The following is a 23,404-nucleotide window of genomic DNA, read 5'->3' as shown; positions in this document are numbered from 1 at the left end:
GTGAAGCTAGCATGAGCTTATCAATTGAGAAGCTTTTGGCGCGGCTTGTCTCGGTAAGATATAACAAAAAACCGTGTCAGGATTTTCAAAAATAAAAACCCACTTAAAGATCTTTTAAGTGGGTTTAATTAGAATTTAAATTTTAATTCTTATTTTGCTTCGATTAATGTTAACTCTTCATCTTCTAATTGACTCACCGGAGTTACGATAATTTCTTCGGGATCAAGCTCGCGGCCTGTGTCTGTCAGACGTTTTTTAATTAACGCTTGGGCATACGGGCCATCAAGCTTCATCTCTTTCATTTTTTGGATACGGCCTAATTCAAAACCCGTTACGTCTTTCATCAAATGATAAGTTAACTCTGAACAGTAGATACGGTCTTGCGACCATTCAAAATAAATATCATAAGGCTTATTATACTTAGGAAGTCTGGCTTTTAACGCCGATGCCATTGTTGCCGCATCAAAATGTTTGTAACGATACACACGGTACGATTTGTTTTTCGAACGCGCGATAAAATCAGCTAGCGGAGTTTCTTTTAACGGACCTACCGCTTCAGCCACGACCCACTTACCACTGCGTTGAATTAAAAGACCTACGTGAGTCCAAACAGATTCTGTCGCTTCACGAAGAGCTGCAGCCTGTGAGGTCTGACTTTGGATAAAGATAACATCACCTTCTTTATATTTAGATGATGGTGTCGGAGTTGGTTCAACTGGTTTTCCGCGGCCCATAGCTAAAGCTTGGTGAGAGTTAAATGTTAGAACGATCAAAGACGCTAATAAAAATAATCTTGTTTTCATATACATTTAGTATCGACATGATTATTTTTTAAGCATAATTTGGAACACTAATTTAGGACCAAAGTTCTAAGAAATCTGGCCTAATGCCCGTAAAATTCAGCTGAATCTTGTTTTTATTTCTGACTCATTTCGGCCAAAAGATCCCAGCCAAACTTCTCGAGTTTAGCTTCACCGATACCATAAATGTTTTTAAGTTCATCCATACTTTGTGGATTTTTCTTCGCTATATCTAAAAGTGTTTTATCGCCGAAAACAACAAACGCTGGAATATCAAGTTCCTGCGCTTTAGCTTTTCGCCACGTCCGTAAAACTTGAAAACGTTTTTCTTCGATATCCGATAATTGGCTTTCAGTGATTTTTTTAGCTGAAGATTTTTTAACAATCACTGCGGCCACTGGTTTTTCAATAAGGCGTGATGATTTTGGATCGCACGCATCACAATGGCCACAGGCTTTTAAGCGCTGTGAATCTTTATAATATGTTAGAATTTCAGCGTGACGACATTCGGCCACTTCACAGTACGCCACTAGCGCATTTAAGTTTCTCCAGCGCAGATCTTTAATCTCTTTTACCGCTGGTGAACTTTGAATAAAGAATGATTGCAAACCTTTATCTTTTTTTGAATACAGCAACAAACACGTCGAAGGTTTTTCGTCGCGCCCCGCACGGCCCATCTCTTGGTATAAAGAGTCAATATTGGCTGGCATTTGAAAGTGAACGACCAAGCGCACATCAGGCTGATCGATTCCCATGCCAAAAGCATTGGTGGCAACTAAAATACGTAATTTTCCAGAGGCGTAATCAGTTTGAACTTTTGTTCGTTGTTCTTGGCTAAGACCTGCGTGATAAAAACCAACTTGCTTTACATGTTCAGCTAAAAAGGCCGCCAGATCTTCTGTCACTTTACGTGTACCGCAATAAACAATCACTCGGCCATCGGTGTGTTGTTTTAAACTTTGTAACAACATGGCTGATTTTTCTTTATCATCAGCGCAGTGGCTCACCTGATAAAAAAGATTCGAACGATAAAACCCGTGAACCAGGCGTTCTGGTTTTACGAGCTGCAAATTTTTAGCGATATCATCTAACACCGTCGGCGTTGCTGACGCTGTTAACGCTAAGATCGGAACATCGGGGCGAAGTTTTTTTAGAATTTTTAATTCCGCGTACTCTTCGCGAAAATCATGGCCCCACTGCGAAACACAGTGCGCTTCATCGACCGCAAAAAGTGCGATATCACGGTTTTTAACCCATTCTTGAAACCCCGGTTTTTGCACGCGCTCGGGAGATAAATACAAAATGTAGCTTCCGCCCTCATTGATCTGTGAAAAAATTAGCCGCTTCTCCGCATCGCTTTGTCCGGCGTACAGACAGCCCGCTTTAACAGACTTTGCACCTAAAGACATAACCTGATCTTTCATCAAAGCCACCAGCGGAGACACCACAATCACAAGTTTTTGGTGGTAGGTCGCCGGGAACTGATAACACAAAGATTTACCTCCTCCTGTGGGTAAAACCGCTAAGGCGTCTTTTTTCGCCAGAACGGCGGCGATAATTTCTTTCTGACCGCGGCGAAATTGAGGAAGATTGAATGATTTCTGAAGGTGAGTTTCTAACATAAATTCTTTCCGGTATTATTAATTTTCTGTCGTGGTTTTGCAAAGCTATTGCAAAATTTTTGCAAAAAATATTCCGGATTTTTTCACTGCTTTTTGACTGACTTTTAACTCGATAAAAAAACATTTATTCTGCTCTAGGCACGGGCACCTGCTTGTGGTATTCCCTTGAATCTACTCGAGGTTTTGTGAACCAAACATTAACGACCTACACGTCGGCACACTTGACGGCGTTAGCCAATTCAGTTCCGCAATTAGGATGGATTACCGATCCGCAAGGCGAACTATTATGGTTTAACCAACAGTGGTATGCTTACACAGGACTCACTGCCGATCAGTGTTTAGGTAAAGACAGCTGGCGCCAGGTTCATCACCCCAGCAGTTTAAACAAAACCTTACATATCTGGGAAGCGGCCATGGCTGAAGGCCAAGTTTATGAAGTGACTCACCAGCTACGCAGACACGATGGTGTTTACCGCTGGTTTTTAACCCGAGCTGTTCCCACCCATAATGAATTTGGAAAAATCACTTCGTGGATCGGCACAAGTACCGATATCGAAGAGACCAAACAAACGCAGCACGAAATTGCCAGCATTATTGAAAATGTCGATGAAGGTTTTATTGCACTTGATAAAAACTGGCGCATCACACAGGTCAACTCTTACCACGAGAAAATTTCTAAAATCAAAAAACAAGCGCAAGTTGGCGTTAACTTTTTAGATTTATTTTTTTCAACGGATAAAGAAAAAGAAACCATGTTTTATACATCTTATCATCGCGTGATGAAAGAGCGTATCACTTTAAAGTTTGAAGACTTCTACGAACCGTTAAGTGTTTGGGCTGCAGTTAATGTTTACCCGAAAGCTGATGGTGGCTTGGCCATTTTTTACCGCGACATCACTTCAGAAAAAAGAGCCAAGAGCGAATTGATCCGCGCCAAAGAAGATTCTGAACGCGCTAATCAACTAAAGACAGCCTTCTTAGCAAACATGTCTCACGAAATCAGAACGCCGCTCGCTTCTATTATGGGTTTTGCTGAACTTCTTAAAGAAAACCGCTTAGATGAAGCCGATAAAGAACGCTTCTTACAAATGATCATCAAAAACGGAGCCAGCCTTTCACGCATTATTGATGATATTCTAGATTTATCTAAAGTTGAGTCAGGGCATTTAGAAGTTGAAAACACCGAGATGGCTTTTGATCACTTACTGTATGAAGTGTTTGCACTGTTTCGTGAAAAATCAAACGCCAAAAGTATTTATTTAAACTTAAATTTAGGAAACCATGTTCCGACGCGGATTAAATCTGATCCAGTGCGTGTACGCCAGATTTTAATTAATCTGATCAGTAACGCGATTAAGTTCACTAAAGATGGTGGCGTTGAAGTTGAAATTCAAAGCGAAAATTTAGAAAATGATCTTTGTAAATTTCAAATTTTTGTTCGCGACACAGGGATTGGCTTAACACCGGATCAAAGTGAAAAATTATTCCGCCCGTTTACCCAAGCTGATAACAGCACAACTCGCAAATACGGCGGCACAGGCCTTGGTCTCACTTTATCAAAACGTTTAGCGCAGGCTTTAGGTGGAGACATTCAAATTCTTCACACTGAAATTGGCGAAGGATCGGTGTTTGTTTTTGAATTTATCGCGCAAGTGACAACCGATGAAAATCGCTGTCAGGTTCCCGAAAACACTCACCCACCGGTGGCGATTGATTTAACAAATACGCGTGTGCTTTTAGCTGAAGACTCACCGGATAGCCAAGAATTAATTAAACATGTTCTGACAAATCATGGAGCCCAAGTCACTGTAGCAAATGATGGTGCCGAAGCTTTACACTTAGCGCGCGCTTATGAGTTTGATGTGATCTTGATGGATATTCAAATGCCTGAAATTGATGGCTATGAAGTCACCCGCACTTTACGTTCTGAAAAAGTTAAAAAACCAATCATTGCCCTGACCGCCCATGCTATGCTTGAAGAGCGTATCAAGAGTAAAGCGGCCGGGTGCGATGCCCATGTGACTAAGCCGCTAAATTTCCGTCAGCTTTTATCGACGGTTTATTATATCACCCGCCGAAGCGCAAAAACGACACCCTAGCTAGTTCTTAGCCGCTTTTGTGGCCCCTATTCCCTCTTATTTTCGATCTCGTGGCATAACAATGGCTATAGTGATCCGATATGAAAACATCTGTTACAGCCTCTTTAGTTTTAGCCGGTCTTATCAGCGTTTTATCAAGCCAGGCCTTAGCCATTTCTGATGCCTGTGCCTTAAGCCAAAAGGCCTTACCCCAAGGTCATAAGATGACTGCTGAACAAGTTAAAACTTATCAGACCAAATTAGAAAAAGAGTGCGCTTTAACAAAAACCTACCGCGATGTGCGTTCGATTTTAAATAATAATTTTGGCCATCTGTCTTTAGATAAAATCACTGAATATCAAGCGATGCGTTTTGTAGTGCGTGCCGATTACGAACGCGCCCGCCAAAGCAATACACTCATCACAAAAGTGTATCAGATCAAACGTTCAGATTATTCTTTACCTGAAGAGCAACGTTCTTCAGTGATCTGGGATAACTGGGAAGCCGGCATGAAGCAGCTTCAAGGTTCACGCGAAAAAGTATTACGCGGCCAAGGATTTACCGTTGATGATTTAACAAAAGTACATATCGGATTTTTTACTTTATCAAAAGAAGAAGGCGATGATGCCTGGAATCCGCAAGAGGGTTTATTTAAACAAGAAACTGAAAACGACAACTACTGGTGGAATTTTAATTCGGCAGCTGAAGCTTCAGAAGCTAAACGTATCGTGAATGAAATCAATGCTGAATATAAAGAATTAGGCTTAACCGGAAATTCAGGAAATGCTGATTTTGATAATGTTTTACGTGTGAAAAATTCACTGAAACGCCAACCGGTGGATAAAAAAGATGTCGTTGAATATGTTGATGCGATCTATTCTGGCGATACACGTGCTAACCGTATGCACGTTGATAGCATTTTTAAATTTATCAATGTCATGTTCGCCCAAGCTTTAAAAGACGAACATATGTTATGGAACGGCCGTCTATTAACTCCGATGGAAGTGGGCTACTTAGCGCAGAAGTTCTACGTCGGCGTTCACCCATTTGCTGAAGGCAATGGCCGCACCAGCCGCTATATCTTAGAATTATTCATGACGAGCTTTGATATGCCCCATGGCTCATCAGGTGATTTAATGAGTAACGATGTGTTAATGACGTTTAAAGATTATTACGAATTAGCTTACACAAGTAACGCAAAACTTATGAATAGCATGATCGAGTGTATTAACCAGTATAAAAAAAATAATCCTGCAGCCATTGATTATAACTGCAGGATCTTAAAATAAATCTTAGCGATTAAAAATTAGTAGCCAGATCTTTTTTTATAGTAATTGTCTAATGTCCAGATCAGCGTACGAAAGCCACGGTCTTTCATTTCTTTGTACGCTGTTTTCGGAAACCAACCGTCAACTTCTACACGGTATAAACCCATAAGCATACCTGTGCGGTCACGGCCATGTTTACAGTGTAAATAGATTGGCCCTAAGCTTCTGTCTTGTAACATTTTAAGAACGTAATCGACTTTAGCATCTTTTGGTTTTTTAAAAGTATCAAACGGAACCGACACCCAACGTAAGCCCACAGTCGCCGCTAATTTTTTATCGATCGCAATAGCTTCTTCGTCATTTTCTACGTTAAGGATTGTTGTCACACCCATTTTTTTAAGCTGTTGCATACCAGCTAATGTAGGACGGCCACCACGATATACGTAGTCGTTCATTTTGAACATATTCGGCAAGTCTTCAACTTCCGGTTTGGCTTGGGCTGTTGATGTAAATGTAAAATTCAATGCTAGAGCTAAAGCAAAGAAAAATGTGGTGATATTTTGTTTTGTCATTGTTGTGTTCTCCTAGACTATTGAATGGATCGGAGAGCACTTAACTGGACTTGAGAAAGGTCTAGAAGAACTAGACCTTGGTCACGACTTTTTTATTACCAAGTCGCGTAAATGTACGGTGGTTCTACGCGAAAGTTTTCTGGTGGAAGCTTTTTCTTTAACTGCTTCATAACGATGTCTGTAACACCCACAAAGCCAAGCTTTACCTTATCAATGCGAATTGTCGCACGCTTGTTATTCATATCCGCTTTGATATTTCCATCAGCTTTAAGTTTCACTAACGGAATACCTTTAATCTTTAAACTCATATCGAAATCGCCTTTGGTGATTTCTAATTCCATTTCTTTGAGCGTTTGTAAAACATCGCTTTCTGGTTGAATCGGTACACCGATAAATGATTCGATAAAAAAGCTATCCATATCTGGCACTTCAAACATATCCGCATGAGCTGTTGATTTTACCAAACATTCATCAACGATCATTGAAAAGCTTACGCCGGTGCCTTTTTTATGTTGGCAAGTCATGGTTAATCCTTCGGCATGAATATCACCTGTTGATTCATGGCTTAAATCAACCAAGCCCACACCAAATTGATGAACATTGCCTGCAGCTAATTCAACATTTAATTTTTGCACGTTTGCTGAATGAAGCTTAGTTAAAAGATCATTGGCATTTTTCATAGTAACATTAACCGCGGCCATGCCGAATTTAACAGCTTTACCTTCGCGTGAAATATCAAACTTTGTTGAAGTCGCTGCTGTTGGAGCCACATAGCTTTGATCAACGCCCCAATCAGTTTCAAGAGATAGCTTTTGTAAAACGCCTGAACCTTTATTATTTTGAAAATTAAATTGCGGCAATTGAACTGAAACTTTATTAATATCTAACGCGAATGAATTCACAGAGAAAAATAATAAAGCCAGAGCGGTGATGGTTTTCTTCACAACGACCTCGTTTGTTGGTTTTTAACGTTATCGTTGTGTCTGTTTATGTTCTTAACGGTGAACAGTCTAAATACGGACCAAGGCCTGCAATTACAAGGCTTTTGAAGGGGACTTGCGCGCCCACGTTTCGATGACAGTTGAAAGATCACCGATGGCAATAGGTTTTGTCACGTAATCGTTCATTCCGGCTTCAAGACATTTTTCACGATCGCCTTTCATTGCATGCGCTGTCATGGCCACGATTGGAATTTCACTAAACCCTTCATTCATCGTGCGAATCTGGCGTGTGGCTTCATACCCGTCCATCTCTGGCATTTGGCAATCCATTAAGACCATATCATAATTGATATTTCTTAAGGCCTCGATCGCCTCTTTGCCGTTAGCTACAGTATCGCAATAACAGCCTAATTTTTCCAATTGTTTGACCGCGATCATTTGATTTATGTGGTTATCTTCAGCTAAAAGAATACGGAATCCTTTCGCTTCGCCATCAGGAAATAACGAGTTTTTGCGGCGAAGATCAGCTACGACGGCATTTCCTTCTGGAAGTGTAATTTCAAACCAAAATGTAGAACCTTGCCCTAAAGTGCTAGTGGCGCCGATTTCTCCACCCATCATTTCTACTAAATTTTTAGAAATTGAAAGACCTAATCCTGTTCCACCGAATTTACGTGTCATCGAACTGTCAGCTTGGTCAAAAGGTTCAAAAATTTTACCCATGACTTTTTCATCAATACCGATTCCTGTATCACGCACTTCGACGCGGTAACGATCATTTTGTTTTTTAATAACTTTAAGAATAATTCGGCCTTCGAGTGTAAACTTAACGGCATTATTAATCAGATTAATTAAAATTTGGCCGATACGTCCAGGGTCTCCACAAAGAGCTCTTCCCGGTATTTCGCTGAAATCCAAAATCAATGGTAAGTTTTTTCGGCGCGCCATAAATTCAACGGTTTTAACTGACTCACGCACTGTACGTTCGAAATCAAATTCGATGATTTCTAAATTCAGTTTTCCCGCTTCGATTTTAGAAAAATCGAGAATGTCGTTAATAACACCTAATAATGAATTCGCTGAAGTCATTATATTTTCAACGCACTCACGCTGCTCTCTATTAAGCGTTGTATCACGAAGTAGCCCTGCCATTCCCACAACCCCATTGATCGGTGTGCGAATTTCATGAGACATATTGGCTAAGAAAGCAGATTTCATTTTTGAAGCTTGCTGTGCTTGATATACATCCCAACTAGCTTTTTTCTCTAGTTCAGCATTGGCACGAGATAGTTCTAATGTTTTTTGATCGACTAACATTTGAACCGTCGCCGTACGGCCAATAATAACCATCATTAAACTTTGTAAAAGGATCACAACGAATAATCCGCCTAATAACATTGACCATGCGGTTAAATCAGCATGAGCCGATAGATATTGTTTTGAAGGAAATAAAACAAAGCGCCATTTTCTTCCGCCAAGATCGACATCTTTTGAAGTGTAAATTTCACGCGGACGGTTTTTTTCAAAACTCGCTTCGTCAGCAAATTCTTCTTCTTCTTCTTTGACTATGCTTTTGAATAATAAAGAATTCTGACCGTCGGTTACGTCATAAACTTTATAATTTATACCTTCAAGTTCAGAATTTGCTACAGCTGATTCTATCAAATCACGTACTCGAAAAATACCCGCAATAAAACCACGGTTTTTTCCATCTTTACCAGTGACTGGCTGATACATGGCTACGCTTGGGATTCTTGTGTGGCCATCTTGAACGACTTGAATTTCGGCGGTTACAGAGGGTAATCCTGTTTGTAAAGCACGATCCATCGCTTTTCTTCTAACTTCAGAAGCGTAGGTATTATGCCCTACAGCTTGTGTGTTGCCATCAATCGGCTCAATAAAATAAACTGGATAGTAACGCTCACGCTTAGCGGCTGTTTTTTTAATACCATTCTCTAATTCAATAATAGCCGTAGAATTTTTTTCAAAATGCGAACGTTGTGAATCTAGCACTAACGGGTTCCATGAAATCGCACGAATTCCTTTTCTGCGGGTTAAAGAATCTCTTAAAAAGTCATGAAACTCTTCTTTTGATACTTCATGAGAAGCTGAAAAAAATCTTTCCGCACCGGCCAAAACAACTTGGTAATGGTCCATAGTTTCCGAAATTTTTTGCGCGCTTTTTTCACTTTCATTTTGCAAATGATTTTTGAATTTTTCGGCTAATTGGTTACTGCTGAAAAAGAAAAACCAGACCACGAAGCCAAACAGCAACAGTGAAGGTGCGGCAACTAAACGTTTTTTTCCACTCCATTGAGTTAAAGGTTTTTCAGCTAAAGAGATAACCATCGGTGTAAACACCATAGCGCCAATTGCATCGCCGACGTACCACATGCCCCAGTTGTAAAAAAAGCTTGCACCACTAACTACGCCAAAAACAAAAAGTACGGTAACGCTAATGCTAGCGTTTACTAAACAACTTGCAGGCCCAGCTAAAGCTAAAAATTTGATAATACTTTTTTCGTTACCTAATGACTTAAAATAAGGCGTAAAACGCTGAATTAAAAAAGACCCTACCACAGCCTGTACCGTAGCTCCTATACCAATAAGTGAACCGATCACTATTGACATCCCTGTCAGGCTGTTTGAATGAAAGGCCACATAGAAATTCATTAACGTTGAACCGACAAAAACCGCTGGCCAATACTGGCGTCCCAGAATGAGAAGAGCTGCCAGGGCAATACCCGATGAAGGAAATACGGCTGTTGCATAGCCAGGAGGTACGGCTAGCTTAAGGCCTAGCACGCCGGCCGCGAAGTATGTCGCCGCAACGATAAATGACCAGAATAGATATTTTTGCAGTTTATTCATTTGGGTTTCCACACTAAGAATTATATCGGCGGGATTTATAATCTGTGAAGTGGACCAACAGCCATTTGTAGAAATCAACATACGGCTGAGATGAGAACGGATATATAGGCTTTAAAAACAAAATAACCGCCTATGGTCATAAGCGGTTATTTATTTATATGTAACAATAAAACTAACGCGATTGGCGCGAGTTTGAGCTGTTTGAAGAACTGCTGCGTTCTGAACTTTGTGAAGAACGGCCACCAGCTCCTGCACGCGAAGAACTCGCTGAAGAACGTGAACTTCCATTTCTTGATGTGCGCGCACTTTGATTTGATCTTTTCATAAAATTTTTCCTTTCGTTAGGTTTTAATAACGATTTTCGTTGTAGCGTTCACGGAATCCGTATTCGTCTTCAACGTTTTCGTCTTGATTATCATAGTTATTCATCCATCTTTCATCGCGGTCGCGAGACGAACCGTAACGGGCTTCACGTTCATAATCAGAAGATTCGTTATATCCACGGCTACTGCCATAACGCGTACCTCGTGAATTTATTCTGTCGTCATCGTAGTCAAATTCAGAATAGCCTCGACCCTGCCCGCTATAATTCTGACTGCGCGAAGACCCACGAGAAGGATAGTTTCTTTCGCTCTCGTAGGTGTCTCGCCATGGACTGCGTCCTGTATTTCCTTCGTAAAAGTCCTGGTCATTAACTGAAGAGTATTCGCCGCGACGACCACCGCGTGCAAATCCTCTCTCACCGTCATCACGATACTCCCTGTCGCGGGAACTTCCACCGTAGTCTTCGAAATCAGAATAACGGCCTGAGATTGTTCGCACGCCTTCTCGACCGTAGTCTCCGCGAGAGTTGTCGCCATAACTTGTTCCTGTGCCGTAGCTGCTTCCGCGGCGTCCGTAGTCACTTCCATGTGTCGCTCCTCGTCCGTAATCGCTGCGTCCCATATCGTACTCATCCCGCGAAGACATTCTTGTTCCCACAGCTCCGTAGCGGTCTTCGTCTTCTCTTGCATTTTCTTTTGAGCTGGAACGAGACGATCCTCTACCCGATTGGCCGACGCCCGAACGTCGTGAAGTTGTTGATGAACTTGATCCTCTTTTTGACGAGGAACTTTTAGTAGATTGTCGCATGATTACTCCTTTATATTGTACGTATTGCTGTTAGCTGTTAAAGCTGTTTTTTGTTTTCAAATAACTTTCTGAATTGTTTGGCGCTGCAACTTGAAGACCAAAATTTATTTGTGAATGAATGCCTCGGGAGTCACGACCCGTGTCAGGTTTTCTGGTACAAAAAAAGCTGACGTCATGTGAAACGTCAGCTTTTTAATTTGTGATTTATTTTCTAACTAAGTGTTAGATTTTTTTATTGCGCCGGTGGCATCCACATCTGGCTTAGGATCACTAGAGTGTTCAAGTTTATCGCCCATTCTAGAGATAAAATTTCCGACTTTAGTAGCTCCAGCATTGGAAATTTTTTGGCCAGCACGCTCAATTTTATCACCGACTTTTTTTGATAGCGGTGTATTATCTTGATCATGTTTCATAAACATCTCCTTTATTATGGGGAACTGTTTACTCACAAGTTGTTCAACTTCTGTTCCAGAAATTGTAAGCGCCGCTTATGCTACATCCGCGAGCTATAATGCCACGCTTTAATAACAAGCTTCAGTTTTTTTAAATGATCTTTAGTTAAGTTTGTGTCCGATATGAATAGCTGCGGCGTTTTGCGCTGAAACTGCAATATCAGCTTCACCATTCGCACGAACTTGAATTGTGCGCTCGCAGTTATTACTTAGAACATCGCAATATAAACCTTCGGCCATTCCGGTTTGCAAAGTTTGTTTTAAGTCTTGGTCTTCGTGATTAATCACGACAAAGCCTAAATCCCCTCGAGAAAAAGCGATTTGGTTGTTGCCGTTACTCCACCAATTTGAAAGATAAAATTTTGAACTGGTCATGTTTCTAAAATTCACCATTTCACGAATCATCGGCCAGCGGTGTTCGCACACCCAACCCTCTTGCGCCTGAGGGCCCGCCTCACGTGATAAACAATTAACATCTTTTGTTGATAGATCGCTATTTGCCGGAGGCGACGTGTTCGGGCTGGTAAAAGCAAAGCTCGACATCACTTGCGGATATCCGTACGGCCAAGCCAGCATCAAAACACTGGCCAATTCGTACTGACGGCCGCTTTGATAATTTAAAATATGACCGCCACCACCGTGGCCGCGTTGGTTATCATGATTATCAATAAACACCACAGCTTTATCGCTCGGCATATAAGCCCAGCCTTCGCCGAATTGGGCCTTGTTGTTTAACCAATGTAATTTTCCATTTTGCATAACACGTGACATATCCACCGAATATTTAAACTCAGTGACATCCCCATTTTGAAAATATTCAGACGCCTGAATCGGTTCACCACCCTGATCAATCACTTCTTGGTAAATATATGGATTGCCTTTCACGCGTTTTAAAATTTCATTGAGCGAATTTGTCGACATGTGTTTAGCCGCATCGATACGAAAGCCAGCCACACCGATATCAACTAACTCATTTAAATACTTGGCAATGCGGTCACGCACGTAATCTTTCTCGATCTTTAAATCAGCAAGTCCCACAAGCGCACAGTTTTGCACTTCGTATCTGTCACCGTAGTTATGAATATTATCATCTCCATTACGTCCACAGTGGTGAAAATCATCATAGCTATAATCTGGGTAACTGAAATGACCAAACTTTGAACCCGATGAGCCTATACGCTCTTCACCTTTTGGTAAAATTCCTGTCATATGATTAATGACTGCATCAACGTAAATATCCACACCGGCTTTTTTACAAGTCTTCACCATGTTTACGAATTCTTCGCGGTTGCCGCTTCTTGAATTTAAAATATACGATACAGGTTGATAACGCTGATACCACGGTTGGCCTTCAACAATCGCATGCTCATTTGGCGGAGAAACTTGAACACCAGAAAAACCATTTGGTCCAAGATAAGTTTCACATTCGCGGGCGATATCGTTCCACTTCCATTCAAACAGATGCACCATCACGGTGCGTGGTGTGGCTTGGGCTGCAAAAGCAGCCGTTAAAATAACTGACGATAAAAGAATGTTTTTAATTTTACCCGTGTAGTTCATAGAGGGTGAATTTACCCGGATTTACTGTGTATTTATAGACTGAATTTTAGACTTATTTCAGACGTAAAATTATTACCTAAATGACTGGAAATACCTGTCAAAACCTTAGACGATTAGTGATCTTGGCTAAGAAATTACTTTGATTTTTGATTTTCAAGCATCAGTTTTTCAAGGCGATCAAGACGCTTTTTTAACTCGGCGTTTTCTGCTTTTAAAGCGTCTACTTCTAACTTGTCAGCTTTTTGTTCAACACTAGCCACAGCACGATCCACTTTGTGTTCAACACCTGTGATTTTATAATAAAGCTCTTTCACCGCTTCAATTAACGGAGCTACTAAAAGCGAATAGCTAACTGACTTAAATGAATCTGAAGACGTGTTCACAGCTTCAGGAAAAACTTTTTCAACTTCTTGCGCGATCACACCCATATCGCGTGTAGTTTTAAATTTTTTATCTGGGAACTCGTCGGTTCTCCAGTCGAAATTTACACCCCGAAGTTTTAAAACTCTATTCAATGAATCTGGAATCGTTGTAATATTTTTCTTAGCACGTTGATCTGACCACGTGGCTACTGTACCAGTACCACGAATATCTCCCGTCACATCAAGCGCTGCCGCAGGAGACGCATTACCAATACCGACACGGCCATCACCTTTCACAACCATACGGCTTGAACCGTTCGAACGCACATTTAAAATATAAGTCGCTGCATCTACAGACGCTGTATAAACTTGAAGACCATTGGCATTTGATGCAGACCCAGAGTTAAAAAAGTTTCCTGTATACCCGCCAGCTGTTGCTTGCCAACTTAGTCCCCCAGGACCGATACCACTACCAGCTGTTGCCGCAATCGTTCCACCATCACCAAGATTGATTGATGTATTAGCCATTTGCCCTGCGGGAGCGAAAATCCCACCCATAGCAAAAGATCCTGTCGAATCAATCACCATGCGTGCGGTAGAACTTGTTCCTAAATATAAAGGGCCAGCTTGGTAATTCATTAAAGCCATAGTTGCATTGCCCGTACTACCGAAACCGACATAACCATAATCTATATTTTCAGCGCGGAATTTTAAATACGGTCTACCACCAGCTCCAGTTGATTCGAGAGTAGCTAGCGGATTTGTTACTGTCGCCGTATTAGCAACATGCAGAAGTGTTGTTGGTGAAGCCGTACCTATCCCAACGTTACTACCGAACGGATTTAACAGAAGCTCGCCGTTTCCAGTGTTCGTTGAATTAGAACCTTGAATATAACCTTTGTTGGATGTTGCATGAGTTCCCAAAGTTAAGCCGAAAGACGAAGAATCTTTTTGGATGAAAAAACCTGCGCCATTAACATCACCTTTTTGGATGTGCAGAGCCTCGATAGGATTGATCGTTCCAATACCCACATTTCCAGTGCTTCCCACAGTTACGCGCGGAGTATCACTTGTCATTAAGTGTAATGGCGAAGGACTACCTGTACCCACAAGCATACTTGAAACTGGAAGTGTTGTGTATGTGCGAAGAGCTGCGGTGTTCGTTCTTGAAACTGTGTTTCCACCCCAGCTACCTGTAGCTGTTGTGCTGTAAGCGATAAGTTGTACACCGTTATTTTCAGCTTCGATATCTAAAGCAGACATCGCTGTCGTACCAGAACTTAAATTTCGAATAAGCAGAGCCGTATCAGAGTTTTGATCTTTTTGAATATGCAATAATTTTACCGCTGTTGCTGAACCAATACCGACATTACCGCCGTTAGGGTTTACATAAGTATTCGCATAAACATTAGAGCCCGTGAAACTTGAATAACCAGAATTAATGTAAACAGCTCCGCCACTCGCATTCGCTGTCGTGTTACCACCAGTTATTGAAATATTTCCGCCAGAATTTGCAAGAGCCGTCGTCGTTGCTCCATCTCCAGCGGTAAGATCTATTCCACCACCGGCACCGTCAGTCGCAGCGCCCCCACGAATACTTACTGAGCCACCGCTACCTAACGTTGCTCCGCCCTTACCAGCTAAAACAAAAACATCAGGTCCATGAGCAGAAGTTCCACTCGCATTACCGGCGAAGAAAACAGTTTGATTAGTTGATCCACCAGGAACTTCGCACACGCGACAAGAAACACCCGAGCATGTAGCTGAACTTGGGCCGCCTGCAGCGCCACCAATATCTTTCCAGCTTGCCGGGCATGATGATGTCATAAAACGTAAACCCGCAGTAAGAACTGATGCCGTTGCCGGTGATTCACATGTGATCATCGGGACTGTGACTGCGTTTAAAGTATATCCAGCAGCAGCAGGTCCGCCAGCTTTTCCCAGGTTTGCCCAACCTGATGGACATGATTCCATAAGAATTTTGGCTGATGGTGGAACTAGAGCTGCAGTGGCTGTTTGGCACATACGACAACTTACTCCGTCACATGTAACCGTGCCTGGGCCGCCACCTGTTGCACCAGTGTCTGTCCAACCTGTTGGACATGATTGCATTAATAAAATAGCTGACGCTGGAACTAAATTAGCACTGCCAGCGACAGTTCCAGAAACATTTAAATTTCCACCAACATTAACATGACCACCAACTAATAAATTTAAATCTTGTGTGCCATGCCAAGTACCTGTGCGGTCCGAAGCAATACCTAAACGTAAAGTTTTATCAGTGGCAGTGGTAGCTGGCCCCAACGCCCAATAATCATCGCTTCTCCAGTTACCGACGTACTGACCTTGCCCAGCTGAGTTATTGTAACTTGCCACATAGACATTGTAATTAGAAGCCATTGGTCCACTTGGACCGACTTGTAATAACGCATTTGGAGTTGTGTTACCGATGCCTACAAAACCATTTGAGTGAATACGCATGATTTCTTGGCGAGCGGCTTGACCATTTTGCGTAGTCGCAAAGGTCATAATATTTCCACGATTTGTTGGTGATTGATTTTCACTGGCTGAAACTTCAATGTGCGCTGTTGAAGAATTCGTACCTGTTCCGTCATGGGCTCTGAAATACATTCCGCCGATTGAATCATTATTTAAAACTGCTGTTTGTGATGATGGCGTACCACGCGCGCGCACCATCATAATGGCCGCATCATCATAGGCATTGTTAGAAGCATGAAGGTAGCGTGCTGCAAAGGCATTTCCTGTCCAGACATCAACCGGATATGAAGGGCTTGTTGTACCGATACCTAAAGCACCATTGGTCTCTAAAGTCATTAATGTTGCACCGGCATTTTCTGTATTATCATAACCAAAGTTTAAACTTGTGCCATTTGACCACAACACAGGTCCGGCGTAAGCCCCTGCCGTATTACGATAAAGTTGTAAAGCCGCAGTCGCATTTGTCGACGTAGCACGAATAATAGAATTTCCTGTGGCTGGCGCCACATCTAATTTCTGGCGCGGTAAATTTGGACCGATGCCAACGTTACCACCGCTGTACAAAATTGCCGTACCACTTGTCACCCATTGTGAACTTGTGACCGCTGACATTGAAGCTGCAAGAGCCGTTAATGAACTTGTGTGTGTTGTTACAGTCGAAGTTAAAGCGGTGATTGAACTTGAATTTGTAGCTACTGAATTCGTAACAGCCGTCATTGAAGCCGCTACTGTTGATGAGTTGGCTGGAGTATAACCAAGCGCTGAAACAATCGAAGAACTTGTTGTAGCCCCGCCGACACCGAAAGCTTGCCAAGATGTTCCGTTACAGTATTCGATGTTGCTAGCCATGTAACGAAGTGTTCCCGCATAACTTACAGCGCAAGTTGCAGATTCAGTACCAACACGCACACCGCCTGAAACATCAAGTGCAGTCACCGGTGATGATGTTCCGATACCAATGCGGCCTGCGAAATAGTTTTTACCTGAATCTCGCTGAAAAATACCGTAGTCATTTATCGCAGGCGTGCTCATGTATTTTTCTAAATAGAGACCGTAAACATTCGTCACCGAAGCACCGCTGTGATTTTGAATATTTGAATACAAACCGATAATATCCTGAGCGTTGGCGGCCCCGTTAATCGTATTTTGAATTTCTGAATGCACACCAACAACTCTTGTGGCTGAAGCCTCATTCGTAATACGAGCAACTAAACCATTCAAATTTGTCGCTTGCTTAGAATTCGTAACTGTATAATCAGCCGCTGATAAATTTCCAGCAGTTCCTGCGTTTTGAATAGTGCCTATAGAACCAGTCATTATAGAAATATTTCCTGATGGCATATTCACAACATTTAACATTTCACCAAAAGCATTACTGGCTGTTCCACTTACGTTTTGAACGATTGAAGCATTACCACCCATACCAGCAACGTTGCCACCGTTGGCATTACGAATCACATTAAATTGACCGTACATTTCGGCAATCGAATTCGGCCCATCATGCGTATTTAAACTCATAATACCCACGCGGCTTCCAACGCTGGCCGTTTGTGAAGCTTCAACTCTAAGATCAACTGTAAGACCCGCATCAACAGCGGTACTGTTCGACATAGGTGCGGCAACAGAATTTATCGTTACAGCTCCAGTTTGTCCTGAGGTCAATGTTTGTGTGGCATTAAATTCAGCGATGGTGGCCGATGTCACGTTTTGAAGAATTGCAGATGGTTTTGTTAATGAATCACCGACAGCAAACTTTGTTGCCGGTGCTGAAGTGCCTACGCCAACACGCCCTGAGCTATAGTAAATATCAGATGAACTAGCTTGCCACTGTGAACTTGTAAGCGCTGCCAACGAAGCTGATAAACTATTTACCGTCGAAGCTATCGCCGTAACTGAACTTCCTAATGAGTTAATTGTTGAAGTCACTGTTGTAAAAGATGTTCCCACAGTACTTAATGAATTTGTGACTGTGGTAAATGATGTTGCAACAGAAGATTGATTCGCAGGAGTATACCCAAGGGCTGATGTTACATCACTTGAAGTGACAGTGTATGAAGCTCCGCCACCACCGCTGGCAACACTTACGCAATTAAAACTTGTGCCGTTGTAGTGAAGAGCTTCAGAAACCGCACAAGTTGGAATTGTTGAATACTGCACATAGTTTGTCGCACTCACGCCACCTAAACTCAGTGAGTCGCTAGAATAAATCGCATATGGAACAGCGTTGATCGCCATCGCTGGTAATGTCTGCCAACCATTGCCATCATTAAATTGCATCACGATTTTTCTAATGTCTGTTGCAGTTGGCGAATAACTAACTGGTCCACCGGCATCACAAGAAAGCGATGCTGTTGAATTATTAAAAACTTGCGCGAAGGTTGTTGCACTTGCCGGATAAGTTTTTACACCACTCCCTAAAGCAAACGAAATCATTCCTCCGGAGTTGGCCATATTAATCGTCGAAAAAGTTTCGGCGTATAAAATACAAGTGCCCGCAGGATTTAAAATAGTAAATTTGAAATTAACATTGGCCGACTCAAGAGCCAAACCATCTGGTTTTACGATACGCGCTTGATAAGTTGTACCTAATGGAGATGCGAACGACGACAGCGCAAAGAATAGCGCAAACAAAGCTGAAATAAGATGGTTTCTGCTAGTACGTTCCACCCTTTACTTTTCGGCATTTTCAGCGAATTCACGAGTGGAATTATGACTTTAAATAAAGTTTCTGTACACAACAGATAACAGTTTAACAAATCAGCCCCTCAAATAGGGGCTTGATAGGTTAACATGTCTCAATTTGAATTAGTGCAAGCGTTGGCAGGCACAAATTTCTTCAGTTTCAATTTGCGCAGAAGGCAATGCCATGGCTTCTGCTGCGCCTTCAACTTGTGAAGCAACAACCGCAAGCTCCGTTAAAAAATCCATCAGTGTCGAATAATCAACGACGAACTTTTGATCTTTGACACCGATGACAGCGGTGTCATCGTCAATCGCGAAACAAGTTAAATCGCCATCGTTTAGTTTTGTTGCCATAAAAATTACGCCTTTGAGTAGTAAGAAGTTACTAACGCTTCATCAAGCGCAAATGGAACCGCTTCAAAACCTGGTTCATCTTTTAAAGTTACAGACGCCGCTGTGTCAGATACGTTTTTATCTAACCAGTCTGGCGTTTGTAATCTTGGATTAACTTTAGCTTGTAAGTAAATTTGGTTGTTTAAACCTTTTGCCGTGATTGAAATCACATCGCCAACTTTTAATTTTTGTGAGCGAATGTTTACTTTTTTACCGTTCACATGCACTTGACCGTGTGAAATCATTTGCGAAGCTGAACGCATGCTCGGCGCAAAACCTGCACGGAACACGATATTATCAATACGTTTTTCTAAAATATTAATTAAAGAGCTGATCCACTTGCCGCCTGATTTATCTTTTTTGGCTAATTTTACTAAGCGAATTAATTGTTCTTCACGCACGTTATAGTGCACGCGAACTTTTTGTTTTTCTTCTAATTGTAAACGGTAATCAGAATACTTGATACGCTTGCCGCCGTGCTGCCCTGGTGGATAAGGCCTGCGCTCTAAGGCGCCAGCTTTTCCTAAGCCTGGAAGTTCAGTTAATAGACGACGTTGTAATTTAAAGCGAGCGGTTTTACCTGTTTTTTTCATAGGCCTTATGGTTAAGACCACTTAAATTAAAAAACAATGGATTGCCTTTAATTTTTTAATTTTGAAAATGCAGTGAAAATGAAAACGAAGTGATTTTGAAAAGTAAATGAAAATTAAGAGTGAAAACTAGAGCGAATCAAAATCAAACGGGACAAGCTCTTTAAAATAAGCTGGGACCTTAGCTTTTATCAAAACTCTTTTTTTGCTGAACGGATGAGTAAACTCCAGACTTGCCGAGTGAAGCGCTAAGTTTTTAAATTTATCTGTACTTTTTCCGTACTTAACATCGCCAACAATTGGATGCCCTAGTCCTGCCATGTGCACACGAATCTGATTTTTCTTTCCTGTCAGTAAATTCACTTTTACTAAACTGTAAGAACCTGTTTCTTGAATCACTTCATACTGAGTTTGTGCTAAAACACCTTTTTCGGAATCTTTACTTGAATGCACGTGATAGTCTTCATCTTCTGACAAATAACTTTCGATCGTGTCGGCTTTCTTTTTTAAATGCCCATGCACGATGGTGTAATAGGTTTTCACCGTCGATTTCCAGTTATTTTTTAAGTACTGCTGCACTTCTTCAGTTTTTGCAAAAATCAAAGCCCCCGATGTGGCCTGATCCAAACGATGAACCACAAACACACAAGCGCGTGACCTTGAATTTCCTTTACGGATATACTGGTTTAATAAATTGTGAACGGTATTTTCTTTTTCCCACATCGCCCCAACCGTTAAGATGCCAGGGCTTTTATTACCGACGATCAAATCGCGGTCTTCATGAAGAATATGAAACCCTTTAGGTTGGTATTTGCGCGGAACTTTTTTCATGAGATGAGCTGTACACTATTCTTTAGTGACTGCCAAACAAAGATTAAATCCAGGCTCTTTTACTAAACCGCAATTACGATCTAACATCGCTTTGCAAGTCATGAAGTACTCTTGACCGGCCAAACCGCAATTTTTTGCAGTCACCGCTTTGCACTTCATAAAATCGCCCTTTGCCGCTAAGCCACAATTGTTCTTGCTAATTGCATTACATAAAGAAAAATCAGTGCCACCGACCAGCGTGCATTGCGCCGCTTGTGTGATCGACACCAATAAAGAAATGGCAATTATTGTAAGAAGGCTTAAGAGGCATTTTTTCATAATATTAGTCTAACATAAGTTTAATAAGAAGCCATAGCCTATTATGGGACACTCCCCATTCGAGGCTTTAGGCACTCAGCTTTTCACTGGTTAACTTAAGGCGTTTTGACAGAGTCACAAACAGCGCTTTTGACCACGAAGGCTTTGAAAATAGAATAGGATCAAGGCTCCCGAAAGGAATTTCGATCAGCTCACAATCCGTCACCGCAGTCACTGTTGCAGAACGAGGCTCTTTATTAATGTGGGCCATTTCGCCTACAAATTCACCCGCTTTAATTTTACCTAAATCAACACGCTGGCCGTTCTTTGATTTCCAGGCCATTAATTCGCCCCGTTTAACCAGGTAAGCACTTTCACCCTGAACGCCCTCTTTAAAAAGCAATTCATTCGGGGCTAAAAAGTGTAATGAGAACTCTGACTTTTTATCTTGGCTTAAACGGTTTAACGCTTTGGTTACACACTGGTTAAACCAAATTTCATCTTTATAATTTGTTAAAAATTGCACTTGGCCGCTGACCACATGATCAATAAACAATTCATCGTCAGGTAACTCAGACGTAAAAATAACCGAAAAATTATTATTTTCACCCTGTAATAAATCAGTAATAAACTGGGCCCCAGAAAATTTAGCAATTTCCAGGTCTAAAATAATTACGTGCGGGACCACATTACGAAATTTAAATAAAGCTTCAGGAACATCATAAGCTTCAAAGATTGTGGCTTTGTTAATATGGGATTTAACGGTCTCAGAAATTGAAAGCATCTTTTGCTTATCTTCTGTAACAACAAGGAATATTCTTTTTTCTTCAAGTGGAGTTTCGACCATGTGGACTTATTCGGAAGATTTGACGTGACATTAAAACAATTTGTGAAAACAAATTTTAGATTGGCTTACCGCTGTCTCATTGTAAGCCAATCTAGACTTAGGAAAATTACTTACACATTTTTAAATTTTTGCTCGAGCTTAAGATCGTTTTATATGACGTCTTATCACCTTCGCGTAACACGGCCCAGTATCTAGCTCCGCCGCGCCATTTCGAATCAACTTTACCGGCGATACGGCCATCACGACCTACCCAACGATCAAGAATTCTAACACCGCAGCTTAAATTTTTAAGTGGGTTATGTAAGTCTTGTGCGTTACTTAATTCACAGTCGTAACCGTTAGCGCTTTCAATCGAAATTTGTAATAAACCACGGCTGATCACTTTTTTACCAGAGCTGTCAGTGAAGTCTTCTGTATATGTCGTGTTTGTATTGAATGAACTTTCAAACTTTGTCATTACAGACATAATGTAAATCCAATATCTTTTACGTTCATTATAAGTTAAATTTTTATAATTCGGGCAAAACGTCGCTGCATCCGCAGGAATAACGTCTAATAAATCCTGACCTAAACGATCAAGTTCTGAATATAAGTGATTTGACCACTCACGACTTCCAGAAACTTTAGCTTCCCACATAGGAACTGCATCAGAAGTATCTGCACCAGGAGCAGGTGTCGGCGTAGGCGCTGGTGCTGGCGTTGGAGTTGGAGTTGGTGTCGGAGCCGGAGTTGGCGGCTTCGGCGTAGGTGCTGGTGTTGGTGCCGGAGTCGTTGGAGGTTTTGGAGTTGGCTTTGGTTCTTGCTCAACTGGTTTTCCGCGTCCCATCGCATGTGCTGTGTTCATGTTGAAAGTTACTAAGATCGTTGCTGCTAATAATGTGATAATTGCTGTTTGTGTTTTCATGCCCAAAGATTCGGGCAGTTTTTACCTAGACTTTAATCCCTATTTTACTGTCTACATCTTTGTCAAAAGATCTGAACTTCGAAGAATTACGTTTCACAAATCACTCCAAAGCACGATACTTTCTGCCATTACGCAATTTATTTTCGATCATCGCCAGACCAATCCCCCAGGCCACATGAGCTACCGTCATAGAAAATTTTCGTTCTTGAATCATCTTATTCGTCGTTGAATGAAGCTTAAATAACGGAGTTAGTTCTCCGTAACTGGCTACCCACGTCGTGAGACCAAATCCGATACCGTTAAGCAGTGAGGATTTAAATTTAAATTTCTTCGCTACTGTTGTATAAGCCATCGCCGTTAAAATTCCATAACCAAAATGGACCACTAAAACGAAATTTTTATTTTTCTCTGCCGAAAATTTTCGAAACAGCGAAGATGTAAAAAGGCTCATGGGTATCGTCGCCGCAAGCCCACTCCAAAATCCCCGCTTGAAATTTGAAATCATAAATTCTCCGCTGCAAGAAATAACTAAACATTCAAATTGACGGCCAACTTGACAAAGTTTTTTTTGAACCAATTGTTGTATGCATCAAGGAGGAATAAAATTATGACGAACAAACTTAAAAAAGTTTTCGCGAGCCTTTTCTACGTTATAACCGTTTTATTTTTTATTCTTGTTGCGTTAGACGCTCCACAGAAGTCGA

Annotated in this window: 19 protein-coding genes; 2 read left to right on the top strand and 17 right to left on the bottom strand. The window is 41.5% G+C overall.

Features of this window, described 5'->3' with window-relative positions; all coding sequences use genetic code 11:
* Positions 1–149 precede the first annotated feature (149 nt).
* Both ACKWCF_RS04595 and ACKWCF_RS04590 read right to left on the bottom strand, forming a co-directional pair.
* Positions 150–803, bottom strand: a complete 654-nt coding sequence (locus ACKWCF_RS04595) for a YiiX/YebB-like N1pC/P60 family cysteine hydrolase (RefSeq protein WP_409479524.1) — start codon at positions 801–803, stop codon at positions 150–152.
* Positions 804–916: 113 nt separating this feature from the next.
* The gene (locus ACKWCF_RS04590; protein ID WP_409479523.1) at positions 917–2,422 is read right to left on the bottom strand and encodes a RecQ family ATP-dependent DNA helicase; all 1,506 of its coding nucleotides are present in this window, start codon (positions 2,420–2,422) and stop codon (positions 917–919) included.
* A gap of 185 nt (positions 2,423–2,607) precedes the next feature.
* Here ACKWCF_RS04590 and ACKWCF_RS04585 point away from each other — a divergent pair, with 185 nt between their 5' ends.
* Both ACKWCF_RS04585 and ACKWCF_RS04580 read left to right on the top strand, forming a co-directional pair.
* Positions 2,608–4,521: a response regulator gene (locus tag ACKWCF_RS04585; protein ID WP_409479522.1), complete on the top strand. Its 1,914-nt coding sequence runs from the start codon at positions 2,608–2,610 to the stop codon at positions 4,519–4,521.
* 80 nt (positions 4,522–4,601) lie between these two features.
* Positions 4,602–5,789 (top strand): Fic family protein, encoded by a 1,188-nt coding sequence (locus ACKWCF_RS04580; protein ID WP_409479521.1) that lies wholly within the window; start codon positions 4,602–4,604, stop codon positions 5,787–5,789.
* A gap of 17 nt (positions 5,790–5,806) precedes the next feature.
* Here the strand turns inward: ACKWCF_RS04580 and ACKWCF_RS04575 are convergent, their stop codons facing one another.
* The 15 genes from ACKWCF_RS04575 to ACKWCF_RS04505 form a co-directional block, all read right to left on the bottom strand.
* Positions 5,807–6,340, bottom strand: a complete 534-nt coding sequence (locus ACKWCF_RS04575; protein WP_409479520.1) for a fused DSP-PTPase phosphatase/NAD kinase-like protein — start codon at positions 6,338–6,340, stop codon at positions 5,807–5,809.
* A 95-nt stretch (positions 6,341–6,435) separates the two neighbouring features.
* Positions 6,436–7,284, bottom strand: a complete 849-nt coding sequence (locus ACKWCF_RS04570) for a hypothetical protein (RefSeq protein ID WP_409479519.1) — start codon at positions 7,282–7,284, stop codon at positions 6,436–6,438.
* Positions 7,285–7,374: 90 nt separating this feature from the next.
* Positions 7,375–10,152: a CHASE domain-containing protein gene (locus ACKWCF_RS04565; RefSeq protein WP_409479518.1), complete on the bottom strand. Its 2,778-nt coding sequence runs from the start codon at positions 10,150–10,152 to the stop codon at positions 7,375–7,377.
* 172 nt (positions 10,153–10,324) lie between these two features.
* Positions 10,325–10,477 carry a hypothetical protein gene (locus ACKWCF_RS04560; RefSeq protein WP_409479517.1) on the bottom strand — a complete coding sequence of 51 codons (153 nt, stop codon included), beginning with the start codon at positions 10,475–10,477 and terminating at the stop codon, positions 10,325–10,327.
* A 23-nt stretch (positions 10,478–10,500) separates the two neighbouring features.
* Positions 10,501–11,283, bottom strand: a complete 783-nt coding sequence (locus tag ACKWCF_RS04555) for a hypothetical protein (RefSeq protein WP_409479516.1) — start codon at positions 11,281–11,283, stop codon at positions 10,501–10,503.
* A 215-nt stretch (positions 11,284–11,498) separates the two neighbouring features.
* Positions 11,499–11,696 carry a hypothetical protein gene (locus ACKWCF_RS04550; protein ID WP_409479515.1) on the bottom strand — a complete coding sequence of 66 codons (198 nt, stop codon included), beginning with the start codon at positions 11,694–11,696 and terminating at the stop codon, positions 11,499–11,501.
* Positions 11,697–11,837: 141 nt separating this feature from the next.
* Positions 11,838–13,295 (bottom strand): alpha-amylase, encoded by a 1,458-nt coding sequence (locus ACKWCF_RS04545; RefSeq protein WP_409479514.1) that lies wholly within the window; start codon positions 13,293–13,295, stop codon positions 11,838–11,840.
* Between the two features lie 134 nt (positions 13,296–13,429).
* Positions 13,430–18,823: a tail fiber domain-containing protein gene (locus ACKWCF_RS04540; protein ID WP_409479513.1), complete on the bottom strand. Its 5,394-nt coding sequence runs from the start codon at positions 18,821–18,823 to the stop codon at positions 13,430–13,432.
* 138 nt (positions 18,824–18,961) lie between these two features.
* Positions 18,962–19,192 carry a hypothetical protein gene (locus ACKWCF_RS04535; protein WP_409479512.1) on the bottom strand — a complete coding sequence of 77 codons (231 nt, stop codon included), beginning with the start codon at positions 19,190–19,192 and terminating at the stop codon, positions 18,962–18,964.
* A gap of 5 nt (positions 19,193–19,197) precedes the next feature.
* On the bottom strand, positions 19,198–19,824 hold the full coding sequence (rpsD, locus tag ACKWCF_RS04530) for a 30S ribosomal protein S4 (protein ID WP_409479511.1): 627 nt from the start codon (positions 19,822–19,824) through the stop codon (positions 19,198–19,200).
* A gap of 126 nt (positions 19,825–19,950) precedes the next feature.
* Positions 19,951–20,652, bottom strand: coding sequence for an RluA family pseudouridine synthase (locus tag ACKWCF_RS04525; RefSeq protein WP_409479510.1), 702 nt, complete (start codon positions 20,650–20,652; stop codon positions 19,951–19,953).
* 15 nt (positions 20,653–20,667) lie between these two features.
* Positions 20,668–20,970, bottom strand: a complete 303-nt coding sequence (locus ACKWCF_RS04520) for a hypothetical protein (protein ID WP_409479509.1) — start codon at positions 20,968–20,970, stop codon at positions 20,668–20,670.
* Between the two features lie 67 nt (positions 20,971–21,037).
* Positions 21,038–21,796 carry a cyclic nucleotide-binding domain-containing protein gene (locus tag ACKWCF_RS04515; protein WP_409479508.1) on the bottom strand — a complete coding sequence of 253 codons (759 nt, stop codon included), beginning with the start codon at positions 21,794–21,796 and terminating at the stop codon, positions 21,038–21,040.
* Between the two features lie 106 nt (positions 21,797–21,902).
* Entirely contained in the window at positions 21,903–22,700 is a 798-nt protein-coding gene (locus tag ACKWCF_RS04510) for a hypothetical protein (protein WP_409479507.1), read from the bottom strand.
* 100 nt (positions 22,701–22,800) lie between these two features.
* Complete coding sequence (locus tag ACKWCF_RS04505; RefSeq protein ID WP_409479506.1) at positions 22,801–23,151, bottom strand: DUF1440 domain-containing protein; 351 nt, start codon at positions 23,149–23,151, stop codon at positions 22,801–22,803.
* Positions 23,152–23,404: the final 253 nt, after the last annotated feature.

It is taken from the genome of Pseudobdellovibrio sp. HCB154, from assembly GCF_046267985.1.
In the GTDB taxonomy this organism is placed as follows: domain Bacteria; phylum Bdellovibrionota; class Bdellovibrionia; order Bdellovibrionales; family Bdellovibrionaceae; genus Pseudobdellovibrio.
This window is presented reverse-complemented; position numbering and strand designations above follow the sequence as displayed.

Excerpts from the sequence above, each read along its gene's own strand:
- ACKWCF_RS04595 (WP_409479524.1), bottom strand. The coding sequence starts at position 803 with ATGAAAACAAGATTATTTTTATTAGCGTCTTTGATCGTTCTAACATTT.
- ACKWCF_RS04590 (WP_409479523.1), bottom strand. The coding sequence starts at position 2,422 with ATGTTAGAAACTCACCTTCAGAAATCATTCAATCTTCCTCAATTTCGC.
- ACKWCF_RS04580 (WP_409479521.1), top strand. The coding sequence starts at position 4,602 with ATGAAAACATCTGTTACAGCCTCTTTAGTTTTAGCCGGTCTTATCAGC.
- ACKWCF_RS04575 (WP_409479520.1), bottom strand. The coding sequence starts at position 6,340 with ATGACAAAACAAAATATCACCACATTTTTCTTTGCTTTAGCTCTAGCA.
- ACKWCF_RS04565 (WP_409479518.1), bottom strand. The coding sequence starts at position 10,152 with ATGAATAAACTGCAAAAATATCTATTCTGGTCATTTATCGTTGCGGCG.
- ACKWCF_RS04560 (WP_409479517.1), bottom strand. The coding sequence starts at position 10,477 with ATGAAAAGATCAAATCAAAGTGCGCGCACATCAAGAAATGGAAGTTCA.
- ACKWCF_RS04555 (WP_409479516.1), bottom strand. The coding sequence starts at position 11,283 with ATGCGACAATCTACTAAAAGTTCCTCGTCAAAAAGAGGATCAAGTTCA.
- ACKWCF_RS04550 (WP_409479515.1), bottom strand. The coding sequence starts at position 11,696 with ATGAAACATGATCAAGATAATACACCGCTATCAAAAAAAGTCGGTGAT.
- ACKWCF_RS04545 (WP_409479514.1), bottom strand. The coding sequence starts at position 13,295 with ATGAACTACACGGGTAAAATTAAAAACATTCTTTTATCGTCAGTTATT.
- ACKWCF_RS04535 (WP_409479512.1), bottom strand. The coding sequence starts at position 19,192 with ATGGCAACAAAACTAAACGATGGCGATTTAACTTGTTTCGCGATTGAC.
- rpsD (WP_409479511.1), bottom strand. The coding sequence starts at position 19,824 with ATGAAAAAAACAGGTAAAACCGCTCGCTTTAAATTACAACGTCGTCTA.
- ACKWCF_RS04525 (WP_409479510.1), bottom strand. The coding sequence starts at position 20,652 with ATGAAAAAAGTTCCGCGCAAATACCAACCTAAAGGGTTTCATATTCTT.
- ACKWCF_RS04520 (WP_409479509.1), bottom strand. The coding sequence starts at position 20,970 with ATGAAAAAATGCCTCTTAAGCCTTCTTACAATAATTGCCATTTCTTTA.
- ACKWCF_RS04515 (WP_409479508.1), bottom strand. The coding sequence starts at position 21,796 with ATGGTCGAAACTCCACTTGAAGAAAAAAGAATATTCCTTGTTGTTACA.
- ACKWCF_RS04510 (WP_409479507.1), bottom strand. The coding sequence starts at position 22,700 with ATGAAAACACAAACAGCAATTATCACATTATTAGCAGCAACGATCTTA.
- ACKWCF_RS04505 (WP_409479506.1), bottom strand. The coding sequence starts at position 23,151 with ATGAGCCTTTTTACATCTTCGCTGTTTCGAAAATTTTCGGCAGAGAAA.